The sequence below is a fragment of the Actibacterium naphthalenivorans genome, from assembly GCF_014196965.1.
GTDB lineage: Bacteria > Pseudomonadota > Alphaproteobacteria > Rhodobacterales > Rhodobacteraceae > Actibacterium_A > Actibacterium_A naphthalenivorans.
On sequence record NZ_JACIEQ010000001.1, the window covers coordinates 1,547,587 to 1,565,016 of the forward strand.

At 61.0% G+C, this 17,430-nt stretch carries 17 protein-coding genes; 8 read left to right on the forward strand and 9 right to left on the reverse strand.

The genetic code is table 11. From position 1 onward, the window contains the following. Window positions 1-10 precede the first annotated feature (10 nt). From GGR17_RS07615 to GGR17_RS07640, 6 genes are all read right to left on the reverse strand, one after another. Window positions 11-1,816: a glycosyltransferase family protein gene (locus GGR17_RS07615; protein WP_054540189.1), complete on the reverse strand. Its 1,806-nt coding sequence runs from the start codon at window positions 1,814-1,816 to the stop codon at window positions 11-13. Beyond that, window positions 1,813-2,829 (reverse strand): hypothetical protein, encoded by a 1,017-nt coding sequence (locus tag GGR17_RS07620; RefSeq protein ID WP_054540188.1) that lies wholly within the window; start codon window positions 2,827-2,829, stop codon window positions 1,813-1,815. The genes GGR17_RS07615 and GGR17_RS07620 overlap by 4 nt, the downstream gene beginning before the upstream one ends. A gap of 120 nt (window positions 2,830-2,949) precedes the next feature. Next, on the reverse strand, window positions 2,950-3,975 hold the full coding sequence (locus GGR17_RS07625; RefSeq protein ID WP_054540187.1) for a sulfotransferase family protein: 1,026 nt from the start codon (window positions 3,973-3,975) through the stop codon (window positions 2,950-2,952). A gap of 80 nt (window positions 3,976-4,055) precedes the next feature. Next, window positions 4,056-5,870, reverse strand: coding sequence for an FkbM family methyltransferase (locus GGR17_RS07630; protein ID WP_054540186.1), 1,815 nt, complete (start codon window positions 5,868-5,870; stop codon window positions 4,056-4,058). Then, window positions 5,863-6,846 carry a glycosyltransferase family 2 protein gene (locus tag GGR17_RS07635; RefSeq protein ID WP_054540185.1) on the reverse strand — a complete coding sequence of 328 codons (984 nt, stop codon included), beginning with the start codon at window positions 6,844-6,846 and terminating at the stop codon, window positions 5,863-5,865. Before GGR17_RS07635 ends, GGR17_RS07630 begins: the two co-directional genes overlap by 8 nt. Window positions 6,847-7,070: 224 nt before the next feature. Next, window positions 7,071-7,871 carry an ABC transporter permease gene (locus tag GGR17_RS07640; protein ID WP_054540184.1) on the reverse strand — a complete coding sequence of 267 codons (801 nt, stop codon included), beginning with the start codon at window positions 7,869-7,871 and terminating at the stop codon, window positions 7,071-7,073. Between the two features lie 93 nt (window positions 7,872-7,964). On the opposite strand from GGR17_RS07640, the gene GGR17_RS07645 reads away from it, so the two are divergent. Then, window positions 7,965-9,236: a sugar transporter gene (locus GGR17_RS07645; protein WP_369817417.1), complete on the forward strand. Its 1,272-nt coding sequence runs from the start codon at window positions 7,965-7,967 to the stop codon at window positions 9,234-9,236. Window positions 9,237-9,243: 7 nt separating this feature from the next. Beyond that, window positions 9,244-9,915 (forward strand): ABC transporter ATP-binding protein, encoded by a 672-nt coding sequence (locus tag GGR17_RS07650; RefSeq protein WP_037204755.1) that lies wholly within the window; start codon window positions 9,244-9,246, stop codon window positions 9,913-9,915. A 60-nt stretch (window positions 9,916-9,975) separates the two neighbouring features. On the opposite strand, the gene GGR17_RS07655 is transcribed toward GGR17_RS07650, so the two are convergent. After that, window positions 9,976-10,428 carry a hypothetical protein gene (locus GGR17_RS07655; protein WP_054540183.1) on the reverse strand — a complete coding sequence of 151 codons (453 nt, stop codon included), beginning with the start codon at window positions 10,426-10,428 and terminating at the stop codon, window positions 9,976-9,978. Window positions 10,429-10,499: 71 nt separating this feature from the next. Further along, complete coding sequence (locus GGR17_RS07660; RefSeq protein ID WP_037204749.1) at window positions 10,500-11,366, reverse strand: branched-chain amino acid aminotransferase; 867 nt, start codon at window positions 11,364-11,366, stop codon at window positions 10,500-10,502. A gap of 183 nt (window positions 11,367-11,549) precedes the next feature. Between GGR17_RS07660 and GGR17_RS07665 the strand changes: the two genes are divergently transcribed. Genes GGR17_RS07665 through dxs form a run of 6 tightly spaced genes read left to right on the forward strand, consistent with a single transcriptional unit; the run spans window position 11,550 to window position 16,822 of the window. After that, on the forward strand, window positions 11,550-12,062 hold the full coding sequence (locus GGR17_RS07665; protein ID WP_054540182.1) for a MarR family winged helix-turn-helix transcriptional regulator: 513 nt from the start codon (window positions 11,550-11,552) through the stop codon (window positions 12,060-12,062). After that, window positions 12,059-12,763 carry a response regulator gene (locus GGR17_RS07670; RefSeq protein WP_037204744.1) on the forward strand — a complete coding sequence of 235 codons (705 nt, stop codon included), beginning with the start codon at window positions 12,059-12,061 and terminating at the stop codon, window positions 12,761-12,763. The genes GGR17_RS07665 and GGR17_RS07670 overlap by 4 nt, the downstream gene beginning before the upstream one ends. Before the next feature lie 59 nt (window positions 12,764-12,822). After that, a complete protein-coding gene (locus GGR17_RS07675; protein ID WP_054540181.1) occupies window positions 12,823-13,758 on the forward strand; it encodes a histone deacetylase family protein in 936 nt (311 codons plus the stop codon). Further along, a complete protein-coding gene (locus tag GGR17_RS07680; protein WP_037204739.1) occupies window positions 13,755-13,997 on the forward strand; it encodes an exodeoxyribonuclease VII small subunit in 243 nt (80 codons plus the stop codon). The genes GGR17_RS07675 and GGR17_RS07680 overlap by 4 nt, the downstream gene beginning before the upstream one ends. Then, window positions 13,997-14,866: a polyprenyl synthetase family protein gene (locus GGR17_RS07685; RefSeq protein ID WP_054540180.1), complete on the forward strand. Its 870-nt coding sequence runs from the start codon at window positions 13,997-13,999 to the stop codon at window positions 14,864-14,866. The genes GGR17_RS07680 and GGR17_RS07685 overlap by 1 nt, the downstream gene beginning before the upstream one ends. A 24-nt stretch (window positions 14,867-14,890) precedes the next feature. Next, window positions 14,891-16,822, forward strand: coding sequence for a 1-deoxy-D-xylulose-5-phosphate synthase (dxs, locus tag GGR17_RS07690; RefSeq protein ID WP_054540179.1), 1,932 nt, complete (start codon window positions 14,891-14,893; stop codon window positions 16,820-16,822). Here the strand turns inward: dxs and GGR17_RS07695 are convergent. Beyond that, window positions 16,815-17,399 carry an exopolysaccharide biosynthesis protein gene (locus GGR17_RS07695; RefSeq protein ID WP_054540178.1) on the reverse strand — a complete coding sequence of 195 codons (585 nt, stop codon included), beginning with the start codon at window positions 17,397-17,399 and terminating at the stop codon, window positions 16,815-16,817. The two genes, dxs and GGR17_RS07695, sit on opposite strands and share 8 nt — an antisense overlap. Window positions 17,400-17,430 lie beyond the last annotated feature (31 nt).

Below are 17,430 nucleotides of genomic sequence, written 5' to 3' on the forward strand. Positions count from 1 at the left end.
GAGGTGAGGTTCAGGCCGCCTTGTCCGTCGGCTCGGCATATAATGTCTTTTCCCAAAAGCTTTTTGACGTCATCTGCGGGTATTGCGTGCGATAGGCTGCCTTCAGCTCTTTATAGTCGCGCAGGAACCGGCGCGTCGTGCCCATAAGCCGCCAGGCGAAGCCAAAGAAACGGCGCTTGGACTGTTTGACCATATAGGCTTTGTCGCGGGTGGCGTTCAGATAGGTGATCTGCTGCGCGCCCCATGTCGGGTGCAGGGTGCCACGCTCGCCCATGCCCACCACGATCCGGTCGGCGCGGCGGTTCCAGAACGGCAGAAGATGGCCGTTCAGGCTGTAGACGAAAAGCCGCATCCAGCCCCGGCCGCGGCGAAGCGTGTAGCGCCGCCGCTCGGTCAGGTCGAAATCATCGGCCGGGCGCCAGGTTTCGACGTCGGTCATCGCCTTGATGCGGCCGCGCCGCTCGGCCATGTCGGCGTTGCTGGCAAAGAATTCCGGGCCGCGCATCACGTCCTGCCAAGACAAAAGCTGCGCCTCGGCGGTTTCATAGTGAAACCGCACCAAGCTGCGCATGATGAACCGCAGCGCTACCTTGGCAGTGCCGACCCGGCCCAGATCGAGCGTGTCGAAGATCAGGTGGTGCAGCAGGTGGTTGCGCAGATCGAGATACAGGGTCAGTGGCGATTCCTTTTCCGAGAAATCATCCTGAAACGACACGACCCCGTTCAGCGTGGTGATGCGAAACCCGTTGGCCAGCGAAAAGCTGATGTCATCGCCACGCACGAAGAAGGGGAAGGGGTGGTGCTTTGCCTGATCGATGCGGAACGCGAAGAACCACCAGCCGCCGTAAAGCGTCGGATAGGCCTTGCGGTGGGCCGGGCCGGTGGTCGCAAGCTCCATCCCCACGACCTCTTCCAGGCGGCGCAGATCGGCGCCGCAGAACAGCGGGTGGCAGGATTTTTCGAACCAGGCGCCGTTTTCCCACATCGCCCATTTATGGGTGTTGTTGATCATCGCCCCGGCGACGGCGGTGTCGGGGTGTTCGGTCAGGGCCAGAAAGGCATAGGTGCGGTGCAGGTTTTCCATGTGGAAGGCGGCATCGTCATCCATGAACAAGCAATGGGTAAACCCGGCCTGCGACGCCTCCAGCAGGCCACGGGCAAAGCCGCCGGCCCCGCCCAGGTTCTTGTTGGTGATCGGGGTGATGTTGGATGTGGCCGCGATATCGGCGCTGGCACCATTGTCGACGACAAAGGCGTGGATGCCGGCGCCAAAGGGCGATGACTTTATGAACGCGTCCAGTCGCGCCACGGTTTCGCGCACCGCCTCTTCGCGTTTGAACGTGGTGATGCTGACGGCGAGCCGGGGCAGATGCTTGGGCTGTTTGTCCGTCTTGAAGCCGCCGCCGGTGACGGTGGCCGCGGCTTCGGCGGCCTTGACCTCGGCGAAAATAACGCCGCGTTCAGAGAGCGCGGCATAATGCGAAAGGTCGGCCAGGCTTTCCTGTTCCGGATCGAGTGTCAGGATCTCGCAGTAGAGAATCTCCCACGACCGGTCGGGGATGGCGAGAAACAGCTTCACCTCGACCTTGCCGGTGCCGGTGAGCGCGAAGAACAGCCCGTCAAGCGCGCCGGCCTCATGCCATTTGCCCAGGCTGAAAGAGTTGAAATAGGTGCCCAGCCGCGCCTTGCCGCCGGGGGCAAGATGCAGTGCCGGCTCCGAAAGGCTGACGGCGGCGCCATCATTCAGGTGAAAATAAAGATCGAACTCCGTGCAAATATCCCGTTCCGGGAACAGCAGGTTCTGAAGGGTGATCACTTGGACGTCTCCGGGGATCGGGCAGGGGGCTTGGCTTCGCGTTTCTTGTATTCGCTGATCAGCTCACGCACCAAGGGGGTCACGAATTCCTGCATCAGCTCGTAGCTGTCGGCGGGCAGGTTCATGGATGCGACCGGCGCGTCGGGCGCGGGCAGAGGGGCGTGGAACAGTTCGTCGCGTCCGAAGTAGCGACGCGCGAGCGCCCTGTTGCCAGCTTCATGGGTTTCCAGAATCTCGGCCCGTTGAACGGCGTTCAGAATCAGGGAACCGGTCCGGTTCCCTGACAGGCTATCGTCGACTTGCGTACAGGCCGCTTCCAGCACGCTGCGATAAGGGGCGGGCGCCTCGTCCAGTGGCAGACAGCGCATGAATTCCGAGATCAGCGGCGACAGGCTCGAGTTGCTGTGCTGCGGCGGGTTGAACCCCGTCCGATCCGTGAGCCCGACCACATTGCAGAAATGCATGACGGGGCCTTCGGGCATCTGCTCTTTCTCGAACACATAGGGGATGACGTTCTCCCGCCCGAACACCTCTTCGAGATGCGCGACATAGCCGTTGTAGTCGATCCAGTGAAAATCCGCCTGGCGGCCCAGAAACTCATCCAGCGTGAGGTGGCACAGCTCTGGGTTCCACTGCCATTTGACGTTCTGAAGATACCAGCTTTCAAGCCAGAGATCCTGCCGGCGCAGGGCGTAGACGACCTTGACGTTGAAATGTTCTGAAAACCCTTTCAGCCGCGACAGGTCACGCCGCATGCAGATATCTTCGTCACTGAGGATGAGGGAATGGATTTCATTAGGCTTGTCGCTGGCGCGTTTTTCCAGATCCGCCCCAACGGCTTCCGCATCGACCGCGCCCGACAAAAGCTTGTTGGCCAGCACGATATGGCGCTTCGCCCCGAGCGGGTACAAGAACCCCTTGGTGATGAGGTTGCGGAAATTGCCGTGCAGGAAGGCCTGAATGGAGCTTGTGGCGGTCCGGTGGGTACCGATGTGCAGGTAGAGTGTTCTCATGGAAGTATTATGTCTTTTGCGTCCGTTCGAAGTTACTATTGCCGCCTTTAACGCAGAGTGGGCTTTCAGGTACTTTGTTGGCTCACGCTTGCAAGTTGACTGAATCCCTTCTCCCTTAGTTTAGCGCGGCTCGTTGTTTAACAGGAGTTGGACAAGTGCTGTGACAACTTCCCGAGGGAAAAACGTTATTTTATTTTCGAAACTTTTTACGACCTTCGGAGGGATCTCAGAGCCAGAAAATCCGGGGAACATATTTTGACTGCCGAAATATTTTTCGGCAGTGCGGACATTGGATTCGTAGAACCAGCTATAGATCACGTTGCAGAGATCTTGATCCAGATAGGGGCGTAGAAAAAGTGGATTCGTCTTGACATCGGGAAGTCGACGTATCTGAGCATGAAGCGTCTGAATTAGTTGGCGATACTCCGCCTCAGGCATCCCTTGACGTGACACATACTTCAACACTTCGTAGCCGATGCTGGAAAATGAAGAATTCCACACCCTTTGCTCGATCGTCCAATCGGGGTGCTTCCCCAGTATTTCACCCAGAAGAAACGAGAGAATATTTTCCGTTTTCTCTTTCTTTATAAGGTCGTACGATCTTACGATAAGATTTTCATCACCAAATGCGGCCGCCCAATGCGCCAATGCTTCATCGTAACGGAGTCTTCGCCAGTTTTCATCCTTCAAAAACTGGGAGAAGTCCCGAACCTCGCGAAAATCCTTAATGGTCTGATGATACCATGACTGCAAGAATTCATCTTGCCTTCTCAGCACCGCAAGAATTTTCACGTCATAGGTTTTCCGAAGGAAGCCAAGTGCTTCAATCATTTTCGGGCCAAAAGCACTAAAGCTCTCTTCGCTCAGCACTGCTAAGTTGCAGCCGGACTTTTCGATCTCGTTCAAATACGGCTCGAAAACGGTGGCCACTTTCTCAAAAAACTCATCATCGTGGTGATCAATGACTATGAGATCATTGAAAAGCTTCAGGTGCTTGTTAAAATAATCTCTGTCGTGATCACGCTTTGTCACGGGATAGTACAAACCCCGCTTGCTCAAAAAATCCCGGTTTTCTTCCATGTACGATTGCAAGGAAGTCGACCCCGTTTTGTGATAGCCGATATGAATGATAATTCGTTTTTTCATTTTTTGGCACTCTCTATCCTTGAGGATTCAAACGGATACGTCTCTTCGCTCAAGTGTAGCGCATTCGCGGAGTTGGACACTCACTTATTCCCCCGAACCATCTCCACATGCATCAGCTTCGAATCCAGATAGGCCCACATGTAGGAATCTCCATAGGCCGACAGTTTGTCGGCACATCTCTGCGCATGGTAAGCGAAATCGACCGCGTCAAACACCCTCGCGCCGTATTTCCGGAACGGACCCGGCCCCAGCGCCTTTTGCATATAGACCCAAAGCTCTGCCGCGCCCTTGATGAAGATCGGCTTCAGCTCGGGCCGCAACCCGCCGTAGATCCAGTTCACCGTGTTGACATAGGATTGCAGGATGGGGTCGAAATCGTTCCAGCCTTCTGAAAGCCCGCGCTTCAGCATCATGCGGAACATTTCCAGTGAATAGAAGAACCGTTCGTCCCCCTGCTTGATGTCCTGGCCCGGATGCTGCCGGTACTGGTATTTCACCTTGTCGGTGCAATAGACATCCGATGCGTAAAGCAGGGTAAGCATCTGGAAAATCTGGTCGTCGAAGGCGCGGATGTGCTCGGGGAACCAGATCTTCTTGTTGTCAAGGAAATCGCGGCGATAGACGCGCCGCCAGATTGTCGGCTGGCCGATCATCAGCACGTTGTTGGGTACCACGAAGAAGGGAACATCCCCGAAGTGCTGCCGCTCGAAATGGCCAAAGTCGCGGTCTTCGTAGCTGGGCTCTAGCCGCCGTTCGCCATTTTCATCTTCATGCAGGAAGGCGAAGCCGCCCTGAGTCAACTCGCATCCTGAATAGCGGGCGATTTCCAGAAGCACAGGGTATAGGTCGGCATCGACCACGTCGTCGGCATCAATGAAGGTGATATGGGTGGCATTCGAATGCAACCGCCCGTAGTTTCGTGCCGACGCGCAGCCACCGTTGAGCTTGCGCAGCAGGGTTACCCGCGGGTTGTCGGCATAAAGCTCTTTCACGATATCGCCACAGCCGTCGGTCGAACCGTCGTCAACAACGATCGCCCGGACATCTTCGGCGCTGTTGTTGATGATGCTGTCAATACACTCCTGAATGTAGCCGGCGGTATTGTACATCGCTACAACGACATCGAGCCCGGCTCGGCTTGCCAGAGAATCCCGCGATTGCCGCAGCTTGAGCGTGGTTCCCGCAAGCGGCAGATAGACTTGCCGCGCGACGCCATCACTACGGTAGGTCAGGCCCGAGGGAACCGGCTTCCACAGTTCCCCGACGATGAATTCGATAGAGCTGTCGCGCACAGCGGCCAGAATGTTGTTCTCGCTGCCCGGCGCGGTGATCTTCAGCAAGGTGGCGCCCAGTTCGTTCAGCGCCTCGGGCGGAAAAGCTGGGAATGCTATCTGATCGAATTCCTCGTGGAATTCCGGCGGCGTATGCGCCTCTACGTAGCCGCGTTTTTCACGGTGCTGGAAAAACGGCCCTTTCGCCAGCGCGCTTTTCACCTTCTCGCCGTCTTTCGCTTTCAGCGCGCGAAGCAACGCCGCCGAAGGCTTGCCGCCTTCGCCGCCCACCGCGGCGTTGACGGCAATCACGTTCTTCAGCTTGTGGTCGCTGATGTTGGCGCTGAGGGCGGCAAAGGCTTTGTCGTCAGGCTCAAAGCACCAGATCGTCCAAGAGGGGTAGGCCAGCGCAAAGGGGATGGCAAAGCCGCCATAAGCGGCGCCGACGTCGATCGCCACACCGGATTTCGGCAAGGGATATGCTGACAGGAACGGTTCATAGATGGCTTTCGTGCGCCAGTTGCTGTCATTGATGGTGAATTCGTCGGGTGCCGATTTCAACTCAAGCGCCTGGCCGAACAGACTGGTTTGGATCATCTGGAATACAGCCGTTTTATCAAGCATGGCTCAGCCCTCCGATATATTTCTCTGCGGATCTGATAACTTCCATGCCATCCGGCGTGTCGTGCGGGAAATGCAAAAACAGCGGGTTGATCAAGGTCAGAAGCGCCCGCGCGGCTTCGCGGAAGTGATATCGGTAGTGAAGCGAGATCGATTGTTCGCACCATTCCAGGATCTTGAAGCAGGACGCGACAACCGCAGCCCTGTGATAGGGGTCATGGAACTGCGGCAATTTTTCAAATGTCTCGAGGGTGAGTTTCGTTACGGGAATGATGTCAAACCGAAGATCCGAGCTTGAACTGGTGGTTTGCGGGCGGACATAGCGTCTGAAGTACGAAAAGCAGGAGGTGTGTAAAAATGAAACCTTCTGCGCACGCGCCAGAACATTGCTGTGAAAGAAAATATCTTCAAAAAAATGAGTGTTGGGAAACTCGATCCTGTTTCTCTTGATTAGGCTGGTGCGAATGAGTTTGTTCGCGGGTTGAGGCTCGACAAGCTGGGAAAGGCGAAGCGCCGCCTGTGTTCCCGGATCTCCCTGAACGGCCGGCTGCGTGCCAATGCTGTTTCGTATGATCTCGAAAACCCGGTCGTCATAGAAAGGAAAGAGATCGCCGCGCAGCTCTGACAGGGTGCCTCTGCAAAGCAGAAGGTCCGGATCCTCTCTCTCGACAACGTCGACCATGGCCTGAAATGCCCAGTTTGGGCGCGTGTCGTCGGAATCGAGGAAGCAAACATAGCTTCCCGCGATGTGCTCCATGCCCTTGTTGCGCGCGCCCGAAACACCATCATTTGCCTGCATAATGACTTGAACCCGCTCATCCTTTATCGACGAAACGATATCGCGGGTTTCATCCGAAGAGCCGTCATCGACAATGATATACTGAAAATTTTCGTAGCTTTGATTCAGAATGGAATTGACGCTGTTGTAGAGGGCCTTGCCGTCGTTGAACGTCGTCGTAATGCACGTGAGTTTCGTCATATGGTAGTTGCGCCCCGGTCTTTGCCTTAGTTGCCCACGATCATGGATGGATCACGGCCGGTTTCCACTGGAACCGCGCGTCACCCGCCCCGCTTTCAATGTCTTTTCGCACCGCCTGCAAACCCTGTTTCCCGCCGTTTTCGGCATGCCTCTCTGTGTTCACGAGGATTTGTAAAAGGCTTCCACCGCCAGCACAAGGCAAGAGGATGCAGGTGCAGAAACGATCATTGATTCAGGATGATCCTGTCGTATCTGCGCAGCAGTAGAAGGCCGAAAAACATCAGCACCGCCGACAGCGCGAAGACATAGACGGGCGAGGCATAGGCGGCGTCATAGGTCGAATAAAACCCGGTGCGCATGATGCCGGTGATATGCACCAGCGGGTTGAACCACAGGATGGATTGCGCCAGCGGCGGCAGATCCTCAAGCAGGAACAGGATGCCCGAGGCCAGAAACAGCGGCCGGTTGACGATGCTCCATATCTGCTCCCAGATCGGGAAGAGGCCCAGCAGAACACAGTTCATCGTGCCGACCGCCAGCCCCAGCAGCGCGCTCATCAGCAACGACAGAAGGATTGGCGGGAAATCCAGGATGGTGCGGGTGTCGAACAGGATGAGGATGCCGGCGATCACCAGATAGAACACCATCATCTGGGTCAGTGCGTTCAGGAAGAACCGGGCCAGGATGGCATCGACGGGGGTGACACCCGGATAGGCCAGCAGCGCCCTCGAGAACCGCAGCGAACGGGCGATGGTGTTGGCCAGCACGTTATACATCCCGAACGGCAGAAAGCCGGTGGCGAAGAAAAGAATGAAGCTGGTGCCAAGCGCGGGATTGCGCACCAGCAGCGAAAACCCGAACGACAGCACCGCGATGGCGCCCACCGGCTCCAGCACCGCCCACAGATAGCCGCCCGGTGACCGGCCATAGGTCGTCGACATTTCGCGCAGCATCAGCGCCAGCACCGTGCGGGCCGTCTTGAAGCGGCGCGCGCGCATCGCGTCGGGGGCAAGATAACTGGTCATCGGCGGTGTTCAGTCCTGTCTCTTCCTGCGTTCTTGCATTATGTAAGCCTTGCACGATAGTTGCAATTTGCTCTCTCTGGCGGAAAACGACCTTTGACCGAAGACAACACCCCCGACAGACTTTCAGCCGCAGTACGGCAGGCCCCGGCGGGTCCGCTCGGGAAAAAGGGTGGCGCCCGCAAACGGGCCGCCGGCCCGCGCAAGTCCGCCCAGGCGCCTGCCGCCACCGTCGCCATCAAGCCGGTGGCCGGACCGGCGCGGCCCAAACGCCGCCATCGCGGCCTGATGCTCAGCTTTGTAGTTCTGGTCATCGCGCCGCTTTTGCTGACCGGCTGGTATCTGTGGATGCGCGCCGCTGATCAATATGGCTCGACCACCGGCTTTACCGTCCGCCGCGAAGAGACAAGCCCCGCCGCCGATATCCTGGGCGGGCTCAGCCAGTTTTCATCCTCCAGCTCGTCGGACACTGATATCCTCTATGAGTTCATCCAGAGCCAGGAGCTGGTGCGCAAGATCGATGACCAGATCGGGCTGAAGGCGCTCTATTCCAAGGCCTGGCCCGATGATCCGGTCTTTGCCTTCGATCCCGAGGGCGGCATTGAAGATCTGCTGGCATTCTGGCAGCGCATGGTGCGGATTTCCTATGACGCCGGCGCCGGCCTGATCGAGCTGCGCGTGCTGGCCTTCACCCCCGAGGATGCCAGGGCCATCGCCCGGCTGATCTTCGACGAAAGCTCGCAGATGATAAACGAGCTGTCGGCCATCGCCCGTGACGACGCTACCCGCTATGCCCGCGAAGAGCTGGAACGGGCGGTCGAGCGGTTGAAGCAGGCGCGCGAGGCGGTCACCGCCTTCCGTTCGCGCACCCAGATCGTGGATCCATCGGCCGATATCCAGGGGCAGATGGGCCTTCTGAATACGCTTCAGCAACAACTCGCCGAAGCGCTGATCGAGCTGGACCTGTTGCGCGAAACCTCGCGCGAGAATGATCCGCGCATCGCCCAGGGTGAACGCCGCATCGCCGTGATCCGTAACCGGATCGACGAAGAGCGGCAGAAATTCGGGATCGGCGGGCAGGGCCCCGGCGGCCGCGACTACGCCACGCTGGTTGCCGAGTACGAGCGCCTGACGGTGGATCGCGAGTTTGCCGAGCAATCCTATACCGCCGCGCTGTCGGCCTTTGATGGCGCCCAGGCCGAGGCGCAGCGGCAAAGCCGCTATCTGGCCGCCTATATCAAGCCCACCCTCGCCGAAGAGGCCGAATACCCGCAGCGCGCCATGCTGCTGGGGCTGACCGCGTTGTTCCTGACGCTGCTGTGGTCGATCCTGGCGCTGATCTATTACAGCCTGCGCGACAGACGCTGACCCCGCCATGATCCGGCTGAAGAACCTCTCGAAAAGCTTCTGGACAAAGGGCAACCGCAAAGTGGTGGCCGATGACATCTCGATCACCTTTCCCACCGGCGTCGCGGTCGCACTTCTGGGGCGCAACGGCGCGGGGAAATCGACGTTGATGCAGATGATCGCCGGCACCGTCGAGCCCACCGCCGGAGAGATCGAGACGGATGGAACGATTTCCTGGCCGGTCGGGTTTCGCGGCAGTTTTCACGGTGATCTGACCGGCGCCCAGAACACCCGTTTCATCGCCCGCGTCTATGGCGTGGATACCGACGCCCTTCTGGAATTTGTCGAGGATTTCGCCGAACTGGGGGCGCATTTTCATATGCCGTTCCGCCACTATTCCTCCGGCATGCGCTCGCGGCTGGCGTTCGGCGTGTCGATGGGCATCCGCTTTGACACCTATCTGGTGGATGAGGTGACAAGCGTCGGCGACGCGGCCTTCAAGATGAAAAGCCAGGTGGTGTTCCGCGAACGCATGGCCGAAAGCGGTGCCATTCTGGTCAGCCATTCGATGCGTCAGGTCCGCAAGCTTTGCGATGCGGGCGCGGTTCTGGAAAACGGGCAGCTCACCTATTACGAAGATATAGAAGAGGCCATCGCCCGGCATCAGGAAAACATGGGCGCGGATGATGACGACGACTGAAGGCGCATGGGTATCGGCGCGGCCCGCCTGTCCGCACGGCGCGCCACATGCCCCGGGGCTTTACCGGCCGAAAAACCGCGCGACGCGGGATTTACGCTCTCTGCCATCATAGATGCCAAAGGCCGCCACGGCGGCCTGAACCCCATGCGGTGCCTGACCCACCGAATAGGGCCCCAGATCGGTGGGTCCTACGCGAAACCTTATGGTGACACCGGCCTGGCCGGGATCGGTGATATGGCGGAACCGGCTTTCAACACCGTATGCCGCGAAGGACCCGGCCAGCGCCTGTTCCAGCGCGAGGCGGGAGCCCGAACCGCCAGAACCCCAGCGGATTTCGGTCAGGATGCCGTCATCCACGGGACCCCGATCAAAGGCGGACAGGCGTTCCTTGGTGATGCCGAGCGGCTGAAACGTCGGGTCCTTGGTGATGTGGTAGTACATCCGCGACGCGGCGGACGGCGCCGTGACCAGAAATATGACAAGCAGGGCCAGCGGCCCGTTCTGAAGTTTCATCAGCGCATTTCCGCCATCGTGGACGGGGCCAGGATGGCGGAAATTCGTTTACGAGGCGCTAATACCCGTGGTCAGGCGCGCACCAGCTTTTCGTAATCTTCGGCGATTTCGCGGGTCAGCGCGCCGACCTCGAAATTATAGTCGCCGATCTTGCCCACCGGGGTAACCTCGGCGGCGGTGCCGGTCAGCCAGCATTGCTCGAACCCTTCCAGTTCTTCGGGCATGATATGTCTCTCATGCACCTTGATCTGCCGGTCTTTGAGCATTCCGATGACGGTCTGCCGGGTGATCCCGTTCAGAAAGCAATCGGGGTCGGGCGTGTGAACCTCGCCGTCCTTGACGAAAAAGATGTTGGCGCCGGTCGCCTCGGCCACGTAGCCGCGATAGTCGAACATCATCGCGTCGGAACAGCCTTTCGCCTCGGCCGCGTGCTTGGACATGGTGCAGATCATGTAAAGGCCGGCGGCCTTGGCCTGGCTGGGCGCGGTTTCGGGGCTGGGGCGCTTCCATTTGGAAATGTCCAGCTTGGCGCCCTTCATCTTGGCGTCGCCGTAATAGGCGCCCCATTCCCAGGCCGCGACGGCAAGGCGCACCGGGTTGCGCGAAGAGGCGACGCCCATTTCCTCGCCCGCGCCGCGCCAGGCAACAGCGCGCACATAGGCGTCTGTCCAGCCATTGGCCTGCAGCACGTCGTATTTGGCCTTTTCGATCTCTTCGACGGAAAACGGGATTTCGAAGTCGATCATGTTGGCCGACCGCTTCAACCGCTCGGAATGGGCGACGGATTTAAAGATCTTGCCGTTATAGCACCGCTCTCCCTCGAACACGCTGGAGGCGTAGTGAAGCGCGTGGGTCAGGATATGCACATTCGCATCCCGCCAGGGGATCAGCTTGCCATCCATCCAGATCTGTCCGTCGCGATCATCGTAGCCAGACATCGGCCCTTCCTTTCATAGTGAACCCGGCTTTCCAGGATTTCCGATTATTGCGCGCGAAAGGTCCGTTATGGACATATTATTGCGCCAATTTCAGGGATCGGTAACAATTGATTCTTGGAAAGTCAACGAAGCTGACATAAAATCCACCATGGAAGAAGAAAATGTGATCGGGAGGAGCACAACATGGCCGAAGGTGCGATTGCAACGTCGCAAAGCGGCGAGAGCCTGTTATTCCTGACGGACGAACAGATCCGCAAAGGGGTCGAGGCGATGTATTTCGCCTATCGCGGCTTTACCGCCGATCCTGACCGGATCCTTCATCAATACGGCTATGGCCGGGCGCATCACCGGGCGATCCATTTCATCAACCGCTCGCAGGGCATGACCGTCAACAATCTTCTGTCGGTGCTGGGCGTCACCAAGCAATCGCTGAACCGTGTTCTGCGCACGCTGATCGAAGACGGGCTGGTCGAAAGCCGGATCGGCAAGCGCGACAAGCGCGAGCGGCATCTGTTCCTGACAGAGACGGGCGGCAAGCTGGAGCGAGAGCTTTCGGGCGCGCAACGGGCGCGGATGCGCGCGGCTTACCGGGTGGCGGGGCCGGAGGCGGTGGCGGGGTTCCGGCAGGTGCTCGAGGCGATGATGGATCCCGAACTGCGGCGCCATTTCAACACGCTCAAGGATAATGAGGCATGAGCGTTGATGCAGATGCGCATCTGCTCGTCGTCGATGATGACGAGCGTATTCGCGGGTTGTTGCAGAAGTTTCTGGTGCGGCAGGGGTTTCTTGTCAGCGTGGCGCGGGACGCGGCGCAGGCGCGCCGGTTGCTGGGCGGGCTGGCGTTCGATCTGCTGGTGCTGGATGTGATGATGCCGGGCGAGGATGGTATCAGCCTGACCCGCGAGCTGCGGCAGGCGATTTCCACCCCGATCCTGCTGTTGACCGCCCGTGGAGAGACGAGCGACCGCATCGCGGGGCTGGAGGCCGGGGCCGATGATTATCTGGGCAAGCCGTTCGAGCCGAAAGAGCTTTTGCTGCGGATCAACGCGATCCTGCGCCGGGTGCCGCATGAAAAGACCGGGGTGGTCGGCCCCAAGGTGCTGCATATGGGCCAGGTGCGCTATGATACCGAGCGCGGAGAGCTGTGGCGCGGCGAAGACCCGGTGCGCCTGACGGCGACCGAAAGCCAGCTGATGCGCATCTTTTCCGCCTGTCCGGGCGAGCCGGTGACCCGCGCCAAACTGGTGGAGGATCTGGGCCGCGACCGGGGGCAGGCACAGGAACGCGCGGTGGACGTTCAGATCACGCGGCTGCGGCGCAAGATAGAAAGCGATCCCAAACAGCCGCGCTATCTTCAGACGGTGCGCGGCGCCGGGTACATGCTGGCGCCCGAATAGCCGGCGCCGGGGCGCAATGGATTCTTGCCCCGGCCCGGGTGCGGGCCTAGCTTTGCGGCATGAGCACCGCGTTCCTGACCCATGCAGACTGTCTTGCCCATGTCACGCCGGCGGGCCACCCCGAGCGCGTGGCCCGGCTGGAGGCGATCTTGCGGCGTCTGGACACGCCCGAGTTTGACGGGCTGCTGCGGGTCGAGGCGCCGCTGGCCGATGTGGCGCAGGTGGCGCGCTGTCACCCCCAGGCCTATATCGACAAGATCAGGGCGGCGGTGCCCGCACAGGGGTTTGCCGTGCTGGATGCCGATACACATCTTTCCCCCGGTTCCTTCACCGCCGCGTTGCGCGCAGTGGGGGCCAATCTGAAAGCGGTGGACATGGTTCTGGGCGGCGAGGCCGCGAATGCCTTCGCCGCGGTCCGCCCGCCCGGCCATCATGCCGAAACCGAAGTGGCCATGGGGTTCTGCCTGTTCGGGAACGTCTCTGTCGCGGCCAGATATGCGCTGGATCATCACGGGCTGGCGCGTGTCGCGATCATGGATTTCGATGTGCATCACGGCAACGGCTCCCAGGATCTGCTGTGGGACGAGCCGCGGGTTCTGTTCGCCTCGACCCATCAGATGCCGCTCTATCCGGGCACCGGCGCGGCGGAGGAGCGCGGCGCGCATGGCAACGTGCTGAACGTGCCGCTGCCGCCAATGTCGGGCGGCGCGCGGTTCCGGGCCGAGATGGAGCGGCAGGTGCTGCCGGCGCTGGATGCGTTCCGGCCAGAGCTTGTGCTGATCTCCGCCGGGTTTGATGCCCATGCCGCCGATCCGCTGGCGCAGCTTCAGTGGCACGAGGCGGATTTCGTCTGGGCCACCGAGCGGCTGTGCGACATTGCCGACGCCCATGCGGGGGGCAAGGTGGTCTCGACACTCGAAGGCGGATATGATCTGGATGCGCTCGCTGAAAGCGCTGCGGCGCATGTGCGGGTACTGATGGAGCGGGGATCGTGAGCGATAAGCCGGTGGCAGAGATGAGCTTTGAAGAGGCGATGGCCGAGCTGGAGCGCGTGGTGAACCAGCTTGAGCGGGGCGATGTGCCGCTGGAGCAGTCGATCACGCTGTATGAACGCGGTGCGGCGCTGAAAAAGCGCTGCGAGGAAAAGCTGAAGGACGCCGAGGAAAAGGTCGCCGCGATCACGCTGGACGCGGACGGCAACCCGGCAGGGACGAAACCCGTCGAAGGGCTCTGATGTTTTCCGAGCGGCTAGAGATCGCCGCCGCACGGGTTGCGGGGCATCTGCGCGACGTGCTGGCGGATTATCCCGATCAGCCGGTGGTGGATGCGATGCGCTATGCCGTTCAGGGCGGCAAGCGGCTGCGGGCCTTTCTGGTGATGGAAGGGGCCGCGCTGCATGGCGTCGCGCCGGAACAGGCGGTTCAGGCGGCGGCGGCGGTCGAGGCGCTGCACGCCTATTCGCTGGTGCATGACGATCTGCCCTGCATGGATGATGACGATCTGCGCCGGGGCCTGCCCACGGTGCATGTGAAGTGGGATCAGGCGACGGCGGTTCTGGTGGGCGATGCGCTCCAGACTCTGGCCTTCGATCTGCTGGCGGATGCGCGCACCCATCCCGATCCGGCGGTGCGAATCGCGCTGGTGTCTTCGCTGGCACGCGCGTCGGGGGCGGCGGGCATGGTGCTGGGCCAGGCCCAGGACATTGCCGCCGAAACCGCCGGCAGGCCCCTGACGCTGAAGGAGATCACCGCGCTTCAGGCCAACAAGACCGGCGCGTTGATCCGCTGGTCGGCCGAGGCGGGCGCGGTGCTGGGGCAGGCCGATACCGGGCCGCTGCGGGCCTATGCCTCCGCGCTGGGCCTCGCGTTCCAGATCGCCGACGACATTCTGGATGTCGAAGGCGATGCCGAAAAGGCGGGCAAGCGGCTGCAGAAGGACGCCGAGGCGGGCAAGGCCACCTTTGTGTCTCTGCTGGGTCTCGAAGCGGCCAAGGTTCGGGCGCAGAACCTTGCCGCAGAGGCAGAGGCGGCATTGTCGCCCTATGGCGCGGCGGCCGAAAGCTTGCGGGAGGCCGCCCGTTTCGTTATCTCCCGCGAGAATTGATCCGCCCGCCAAGGAGGGCCCGCGATGAGCGACAGACCCGATACGCCGCTGCTGGACCGTGTGCACAGCCCGGCCGACCTGAAGGTGCTCAGCGACCGCGAGCTGGAGCAGGTGGCCGATGAACTGCGGGCAGAGACGATTTCGGCGGTATCGCAGACCGGCGGGCATCTGGGCGCCGGTCTGGGCGTGGTCGAGTTGACCGTGGCGATCCACGCGGTGTTCGACACGCCGCGCGACCGGCTGATCTGGGACGTGTCGCATCAATGCTATCCGCACAAGATCCTGACCGGGCGGCGCGACCGTATTCGCACCCTGCGCCAGAAAGACGGGCTGAGCGGATTCACCAAACGCTCTGAATCGCCCTATGATCCGTTCGGCGCGGCGCATAGTTCCACCTCGATCTCCGCCGCGCTGGGTTTTGCCGTGGCGCGCGATCTGGGCGGCGCGCCGGAACCCGCGCTGGGTGATGCGATCGCCGTGATCGGCGATGGCGCGATGAGCGCGGGCATGGCCTATGAGGCGCTGAACAACGCGGGGCACCTGCACAAGCGGCTGATTGTCATTCTGAACGACAATGAGATGTCGATCGCACAGCCGGTGGGGGCGATGTCATCCTACCTGTCACGGCTCTACGCCGGCGCGCCGTTCCAGGAGCTGAAGGCCGCGGCCAAGGGCGCCGTCAGCCTGCTGCCGCAGCCGCTTCAGCATGGTGCGCGGCGGGCCAAGGACATGCTGAAGCATATGGCCGTGGGCGGGACCCTGTTCGAGGAACTGGGCTTTTCCTACGTCGGGCCGATCGACGGGCATGACATGGAACAGCTTCTGGCGGTGCTGCGCACGGTCAAGGCGCGGGCCGACGGGCCGATCCTGATTCATGCGATCACGAAAAAGGGCAAGGGCTATCGCCCGGCCGAGCTGGCCGATGACAAGGGCCATGCCACCGCGAAATTCGATATGGTGACGGGCGAGCAGAAAAAGGCCCCCTCCAACGCGCCGTCCTACACCAAGGTCTTTGCGCAGGCGCTGATCGAAGAGGCCGCGCGGGATGACAAGATCGTCGCGGTGACAGCCGCGATGCCCGACGGCACCGGGCTGAACCTGTTCGCCGAGCGCTTTCCCGCCCGCTGTTTCGACGTGGGCATCGCCGAGCAGCACGGCGTGACCTTCTGCGCCGGGATGGCCGCGGGCGGGATGAAACCGTTCTGCGCCATGTATTCCACGTTCCTGCAGCGCGGCTATGATCAGGTGGTGCATGACGTGGCGATCCAGCGCCTGCCGGTGCGCTTCGCCATCGACCGGGCCGGGCTGGTGGGCGCCGACGGCGCCACCCATGCCGGCAGTTTCGACGTGGCCTTTCTGGCCAACCTGCCGGGGTTCGTGGTGATGGCGGCGGCCGACGAGGCCGAGCTCAAGCACATGGTCGCCACCGCAGTGGCGCATGACGACGGCCCGATCGCCTTTCGCTTTCCGCGCGGCGAAGGTGCGGGGGTTGAGCTGCCTGAACGCGGGCGGGCGCTGGAGATCGGCAAGGGCCGGATCATCGCCGAGGGATCGCGCATCGCCTTGCTGTCGTTCGGCACGCGGCTGCAAGAGGTTCAGGCGGCGGCCGAAAGCCTGGCGGCGCGCGGCATCACGCCCACCGTGGCCGACGCCCGCTTTGCCAAACCGCTGGACCGTGAGATGATCCTGACGCTGGCGAAAGAGCATGAGGCGTTGATCACCATCGAGGAAGGCGCCATCGGCGGGTTCGGCTCACATGTCGCGCAGCTTTTGGCCGAGGAAGGCGTGTTCGACACCGGGCTGAAATACCGTTCGATGGTGCTGCCGGATAATTTCATAGATCAGGCCAGCCCGGCGGATATGTACGCGGTGGCAAAGCTGAACGCGGCGGATATCGAGGCGAAGGTGCTGGCGGTGCTGGGCGTGGTCCAGCTTGTCGAACGCCGCGTCAGATGATCAGCGTGGCCGCCAGTACGCCCAGCCCCGTGAAACTGTAGCCGCCGATCACGAACACGCCGTCACGGGTCATCAACCCGATGGCGAACAGCGTGATGGCAAAGGCCGCCACCGTGGCAAGGGCGGGCACGAATTCCATCAGCGGCATCACCATCGTCACTGCGAGGCAGGTCAGCAAGGCAAAGTGGCTGAGCGGCCGGAACGTCAGATAGCACAGGCGCTGATGCACATGCCTGTCGATCCAGGCGGCGGGCTTTCGCAGCCAGTTCACCGCGCGTTCCAGCCTGTCGGCGGTGATGGACCGTTCGGCCAGTTTTTCCGGCAGCCACAGATGCTTGCGCCCCAACAGCATCTGGACCGTTACCAGGGCGATGATGATCGCGCCGAAGGTCGGCATGCCGGGGATCGAGGAAACCGGCGAAACCAGTATCATCGCGGGGATCAGCAAAAGCGGCGCGAACGAGCGTTCGCCCATCTTTTCCACGATTTGCCGGACAGTCACCCGGTCGTCATTGCTGGCGTCCAGCAGGGCCTCCAGCACTTCGGTGATGCTGCCCAAATCCGCCTCTGCGGTCATGACTCGTTCCTGCCCGTTACGCCTACACATT

What these genes read in the sequence shown, in the direction of transcription:
- GGR17_RS07620 (WP_054540188.1), bottom strand. Translation starts at nt 2,829, where the DNA reads ATGAGAACACTCTACCTGCACATCGGTACCCACCGGACCGCCACAAGC.
- GGR17_RS07625 (WP_054540187.1), bottom strand. Translation starts at nt 3,975, where the DNA reads ATGAAAAAACGAATTATCATTCATATCGGCTATCACAAAACGGGGTCG.
- GGR17_RS07630 (WP_054540186.1), bottom strand. Translation starts at nt 5,870, where the DNA reads ATGCTTGATAAAACGGCTGTATTCCAGATGATCCAAACCAGTCTGTTC.
- GGR17_RS07635 (WP_054540185.1), bottom strand. Translation starts at nt 6,846, where the DNA reads ATGACGAAACTCACGTGCATTACGACGACGTTCAACGACGGCAAGGCC.
- GGR17_RS07640 (WP_054540184.1), bottom strand. Translation starts at nt 7,871, where the DNA reads ATGACCAGTTATCTTGCCCCCGACGCGATGCGCGCGCGCCGCTTCAAG.
- GGR17_RS07650 (WP_037204755.1), top strand. Translation starts at nt 9,244, where the DNA reads ATGATCCGGCTGAAGAACCTCTCGAAAAGCTTCTGGACAAAGGGCAAC.
- GGR17_RS07655 (WP_054540183.1), bottom strand. Translation starts at nt 10,428, where the DNA reads ATGAAACTTCAGAACGGGCCGCTGGCCCTGCTTGTCATATTTCTGGTC.
- GGR17_RS07660 (WP_037204749.1), bottom strand. Translation starts at nt 11,366, where the DNA reads ATGTCTGGCTACGATGATCGCGACGGACAGATCTGGATGGATGGCAAG.
- GGR17_RS07665 (WP_054540182.1), top strand. Translation starts at nt 11,550, where the DNA reads ATGGCCGAAGGTGCGATTGCAACGTCGCAAAGCGGCGAGAGCCTGTTA.
- GGR17_RS07670 (WP_037204744.1), top strand. Translation starts at nt 12,059, where the DNA reads ATGAGCGTTGATGCAGATGCGCATCTGCTCGTCGTCGATGATGACGAG.
- GGR17_RS07675 (WP_054540181.1), top strand. Translation starts at nt 12,823, where the DNA reads ATGAGCACCGCGTTCCTGACCCATGCAGACTGTCTTGCCCATGTCACG.
- GGR17_RS07685 (WP_054540180.1), top strand. Translation starts at nt 13,997, where the DNA reads ATGTTTTCCGAGCGGCTAGAGATCGCCGCCGCACGGGTTGCGGGGCAT.
- dxs (WP_054540179.1), top strand. Translation starts at nt 14,891, where the DNA reads ATGAGCGACAGACCCGATACGCCGCTGCTGGACCGTGTGCACAGCCCG.
- GGR17_RS07695 (WP_054540178.1), bottom strand. Translation starts at nt 17,399, where the DNA reads ATGACCGCAGAGGCGGATTTGGGCAGCATCACCGAAGTGCTGGAGGCC.